We start from the raw sequence: 5,401 nt of genomic DNA, 5'->3' as shown, positions 1-5,401 counted from the left end.
TATTTTCAAAAAATCCCTATGCATGTGAAAGGATTATCCTAAAAAATATATACTTTTGCTTTACAATTACTCAATTAAGACAAACTTTATTCCAAGATTTATGGCAAAAGAACATGTAAAATGTCTGATCATCGGATCAGGACCTGCAGGATATACAGCTGCTATTTATACCAGCCGTGCCAATCTTTCTCCCGTGCTTTATGAAGGAATACAACCAGGTGGCCAGCTTACTACAACCACTGAAGTAGAAAACTTTCCCGGCTATCCGGATGGTGTAACAGGCCCGGTGTTGATGGATGACCTGAAAAGACAGGCCGAACGTTTTGGTGCCGACATTCGCAATGGTATTGTGACTAAAGCGGATTTAAGCAAGGCTCCTTACACTTTTGTAGTGGATGATGAAAAAGAAATCACTGCCGACACTGTCATCATCTCGACTGGCGCTACAGCTAAATACTTGGGACTAGAAGACGAAAAGAAGTACGCAGGTATGGGCGTAAGTGCTTGTGCTACCTGCGACGGATTCTTCTACCGTAAGAAAACCGTGGCCGTAGTGGGCGGTGGCGATACAGCTTGTGAAGAAGCCGTGTACCTGGCAGGACTGGCCAGTAAAGTCTATCTCGTAGTGCGTAAACCCTTCCTTCGTGCTTCCAAAATCATGCAGGAACGTGTGATGAACCATCCGCACATAACCGTATTGTTTGAGCACAATGCTGTAGGCCTGTTCGGCGACAACGGTGTAGAAGGCATGCACGTGGTGAAACGTATGGGTGAAGCCGATGAAGAACGCTACGATGTGGCTATCGACGGTTTTTTCCTGGCCATTGGTCACAAGCCTAATTCCGACATTTTCAAGCCGTGGGTGAGAACTGACGAAATTGGTTATATCATCACCGAAGGCAATACACCGTGTACCGGCATTCCAGGCGTATTTGCAGCAGGCGACGTAGCCGATCCGCATTATCGCCAGGCCATTACAGCAGCCGGAAGCGGATGTAAGGCAGCCATTGAGGCAGAACGCTATTTGTCTGCCAACGGACTTCTTTGATTACTCACAACCTAAATAAAATTGCAATGAAAGTTTTTAAATTGAAAAGAACTTTTGCAGCGGTAATTTTAGTGGGAGGTGCGATGACCGCATTCGCCCAGCAAATGCCGCCTATCCCGACCGATCCCAACGTACGTATCGGTAAGTTAGAAAACGGATTGACCTACTACATCCGCCACAATGAGTTGCCCGACAATCAGGCTGACTTCTACATTGCGCAAAAAGTAGGCTCCATTCTGGAAGAAGACAACCAGCGTGGTCTGGCACACTTCCTGGAACACATGTGCTTCAACGGAACCACTCACTTCCCCGGCAACCTGCTTCGTGAATATCTGGAAACTATCGGTGTGAAGTTTGGAGCCAACCTGAACGCTTATACGTCAGTAGATGAAACCGTGTATAACATCTCCAACGTGCCAGTTATCCGTGACGGAATCGTGGATTCCTGTTTGCTGATTTTACATGACTGGGCCAATGACCTGACCCTTGACCCGAAAGAAATCGATAAGGAACGCGGGGTCATCCACGAAGAATGGCGTACACGCACAGGAGCCATGATGCGTATGTATGAAAAGGTATTCCCTGCCATGTACAAAGACAGCAAGTATGCCTACCGTCTGCCTATCGGAACGATGGAAGTGGTAGACAACTTCCCTTACCAGGCCTTGAGAGACTATTATGAAAAATGGTACCGTCCGGACCAGCAAGGTATCATTGTGGTGGGCGACATCAATGTGGACAGCATTGAAGCAAAAATCAAGAAGCTGTTCTCTCCGATTGAAATGCCGGCCAATGCTGCAGAACGTACCTACTTCCCTGTGCCCGACAATGAGGAACCTATCATTACCGTGGCTAAGGACAAGGAGCAGCAGGTGCCCATCGTATATCTGTTCCACAAGCACGATGCAGTGCCTAACGACCAGAAGAACAACATGGGTTATCTGGTAATGAACTACATGATTTCCTCTATTGAAAGCATGCTCAACAGCCGTTTGAATGAGTTGACTCAGCAGGCTAATCCACCGTTCATCGAAGCCGGTGTGCAGGATGGCGACTATCTGGTAGCTAAGACAAAGGGAGCCTTCAGTGCTTTTGCTGCAGCCAAGGAAGACGGTATCTTCCAGACTACAGAAACTTTGATGCGCGAAATTGAACGCGTGCGTCAGTTTGGTTTCACAGCCAGCGAATATGCCCGTGCGAAAGCTGATTACCTGCGCGGACTGGAATCTGCTTACAACGAGCGCAACAAACAGCGCAATGCAAGCTACGTAAATGAATACGTTCGTCATTTCATCGACAATGAACCGATTCCGGGCATTGAAAATGAATATGCTATCATGAACCAGATTGTGCCGAACATTCCGGTGGAAGCTGTCAATCAGGTAATGAAACAGCTTATCACAGAGAAAAACATCGTGTTGAGCGTGTTCTGTCCGGAAAAAGAAGGTATGAAATATCCGACGGAAGCAGAGCTGAAAGCCGTGCTCGACAAGGTGAAAGCAGAAAAGCTTACTCCGTATGAAGATAAGGTATCCGATGAACCGCTGATAAAGGAAAAACCGCAGGCCGGAAAGGTAGTGAAAACAGAACAGGGTGTGTTCGGTTCTACTATCCTGACACTGAGCAACGGTGTGCGTGTCATTCTGAAACCGACAGACTTCAAGGCCGACGAAGTACGCATGCAGGCCTTCAGTCCGGGTGGAACTTCTTTGTTCAACGATAAAGATGTATTGCAGTTCGCTTTGATCAGCCAGATTGCTTCATTGGGTGGACTGGGTAACTTCAATTCTGTAGACCTGGACAAAGTATTGGCTGGAAAGATGGCATCAGCCAGCGCGATGGTCAACACCTATTCAGAAGGATTGTCAGGAAGCTGCTCTCCGAAGGATTTGGAAACCATGCTGCAGCTGACTTACCTGCGCTTCACTGCGCCACGTATGGACCAGGAAGCCTTCACTTCTTTCATCACACGTAACAAGGCTGCTCTGGCTAACCAGGAAGCCAATCCGATGACAGCTTTCAGCGACTCTATCAACGTAGCGCTCTATAACCGTCATCCGCGTGCATTGTCTATGAAAGCCGATATGCTCGATAAGATTGATTACAACAAAGTAATGGAACTCTACAAAGACCGTTTTGCGGATGCCAGCGACTTTACCTTCATCCTGGTAGGTAACGTAGATGCAAAAACAGCTACTCCGCTTATCGAACAGTATTTAGGTGCACTGCCTGCTACCAAACGAAATGAAAAATTCCGCGATACAGGTATGGCCATCCGCAAGGGACATTTTGAAAACAACTTTGTGAAGGAACTGGAAACTCCGAAAGCTACTGTGCTGATGGTTTACTCAGGCGACTGCAAGTATGATTTGAAGAATAACCTGCAGATGAACATGCTTGGTCAGTTGCTGAACATGGTTTACCTGCGTACCGTACGTGAAGATGCCGGTGGTACATACGGTGTAAGCTGTAACGGAAGCCTGAGCAAGTATCCGACAGAAAAAGGTGCCTTCCAGGTATACTTCGATACTGACCCGAACCGTCGTGAAGAAATGGTGAAACTGATTAACGAAGGTATTCAGGAATTCATCGAAAAAGGTCCGGTTAGCGAAGACCTGAGCAAGGTGAAGGAATACATGCTGAAGACTTACAAGCAGAACCAGAAAGAAAACGGTTACTGGATGAATATCCTGAACACGTACTACTGGGAAAATCTGGATATGAATACCGGATACGAAGCCACAGTAAATGCTATCAGCGGTGACGACCTGAAAGCTTTTGCCAAGACCTTCTTCGGACAGAAGAACGAAGTGGAAGTCAGCATGAGTTCTCCGGTACAGAAATAATATACCATAGATAACCAACTTATACAGACAGCGTCTCTCCCGAAAACGGGAAAGACGCTGTTTTTTTCTGTATCCTACAGAAAAAACAAAATGAAACAATCTTCAACAGGTTCTAAAATACCCTAAGTACCTATCCATGTAACGAGGATAATATGTACATTTGTTCAAAACAAACCACTATGTACAGATACCGCTTCACTCGTTTTTCAGTGTGCATGCTGTTCGCGGTGTGCACACTTTTGCTGTCCTCGTGTGGCACACGTGCTCCGCGCGTGGATTACCGCGAACTGGCGCGTGCAGCAGTGCGACTGGAAATGGACATTGATGCCGACGACAATCATCGCCTTTACGTGGAAGTGGCCGACTGGATTGGAGTGCCCTACCGTCACGGGGGAACCACTCACCGGGGAACGGACTGTTCAGGCTTTACGGCAGCTGTCTATAAAAAAGTGTACCACAAGAAACTACAACGCAATTCCGATGCCCAGCGGACAGAAGATTGCCGAAAAATATCCAAGCGCCAGCTACAGGAAGGCGACCTGGTGTTCTTTCATAACGGACGGCGTAAACGCGTCGCCAACCACGTAGGCATTTACCTGAAAGACGGAAAATTCGTGCATGCCAGCACCAGCTCCGGCGTCATTGTCAGCCGGCTGGAAGAGCCTTACTATCGCAAGTGCTGGATGCAGGGCGGACGAGTAAAAGGATTATAAACACGCACACGGCATGAACTACTCTTTACATCTATCATACCGGCTGACTCTGATTCTATGTACGGTCGGCATCTTGCCCGCCATGAGCCAGCAACAGGAAAAAGAACTGCAACTCAACATGGATGCAGTGAAAATGATTCAATTCGATTTTAACCCGCTGCCCAAGCAGGAGAACAAACCGCTGGAAGCCCCACTGGATAAAAAGTGGATGGACTTCAAGGTCGACCTGAAAGTACCCCGCAGCTTGATTGATACTACCAAAGTGTGGAAACCGGAAAGCTATGTCCGTATGGAGCCCTATACCATCTGGACGCGTTTCGGAGAAGACCCTGTATACGATGTACTGGTGGCCGGACGGCCCAAGCAGTGGGAAATCTCCTGGACACTGAATCCTAATCGCGTGTTTAAGGATGAATACGGACGCAGCATTGTACCTTCTACCGGACGAATGTATGAAAGTGTGGGAGGCTCTGCAGGCGTAGGCATTGGCATCGGCGGACTCGACTTCATGGGCTTTATCTATGACAACATGACCCGTCGTGGACGCATGCTGGCACACAACCGCAAGCATGCCAATGCCTGGAAAACCTATGCCGACTATCAGCCCACTGCTGCCGACAGCATGAAAGTGCCGAACTTCTACCGTCAGCTCCGTAAGAAGCAGGCGGCCGATAGCACTCAGACACTGCTCACTTTTCAGCCGACTTTTTCAGGAGCCCCTCTCCTGCCCATTTACGCCGTTCCCGACTCCGTAAAGAAACAAGCGGAACCTCAACCCGATACCATAAAAGAAG

Annotated in this window: 4 protein-coding genes; all 4 read left to right on the top strand. The window is 48.0% G+C overall.

The genetic code is table 11. The features are described from left to right. Nucleotides 1–100: 100 nt before the first annotated feature. Nucleotides 101–1,048, top strand: a complete 948-nt coding sequence (gene trxB / locus ACMJ0U_RS05330) for a thioredoxin-disulfide reductase (RefSeq protein WP_417128663.1) — start codon at nucleotides 101–103, stop codon at nucleotides 1,046–1,048. A 26-nt stretch (nucleotides 1,049–1,074) separates the two neighbouring features. Next, nucleotides 1,075–3,894, top strand: a complete 2,820-nt coding sequence (locus ACMJ0U_RS05325) for a M16 family metallopeptidase (RefSeq protein ID WP_417128661.1) — start codon at nucleotides 1,075–1,077, stop codon at nucleotides 3,892–3,894. 179 nt (nucleotides 3,895–4,073) lie between these two features. Next, nucleotides 4,074–4,607, top strand: coding sequence for a C40 family peptidase (locus ACMJ0U_RS05320; RefSeq protein WP_417128659.1), 534 nt, complete (start codon nucleotides 4,074–4,076; stop codon nucleotides 4,605–4,607). A gap of 13 nt (nucleotides 4,608–4,620) precedes the next feature. Beyond that, the coding region (locus ACMJ0U_RS05315; protein WP_417128657.1) for a DUF4858 domain-containing protein at nucleotides 4,621–5,401 on the top strand (781 nt) is incomplete at its 3' end.

The organism is Phocaeicola sp., from assembly GCF_048170425.1.
Lineage (GTDB): Bacteria > Bacteroidota > Bacteroidia > Bacteroidales > Bacteroidaceae > Phocaeicola.
The sequence above is the reverse complement of the archived record's forward strand: the minus strand, read 5'-3'. Positions and strand labels throughout refer to the sequence as shown.

Coding starts and splice junctions, on each gene's coding strand:
- trxB (WP_417128663.1), top strand. CDS start 101: ATGGCAAAAGAACATGTAAAATGTCTGATCATCGGATCAGGACCTGCA.
- ACMJ0U_RS05325 (WP_417128661.1), top strand. CDS start 1,075: ATGAAAGTTTTTAAATTGAAAAGAACTTTTGCAGCGGTAATTTTAGTG.
- ACMJ0U_RS05320 (WP_417128659.1), top strand. CDS start 4,074: ATGTACAGATACCGCTTCACTCGTTTTTCAGTGTGCATGCTGTTCGCG.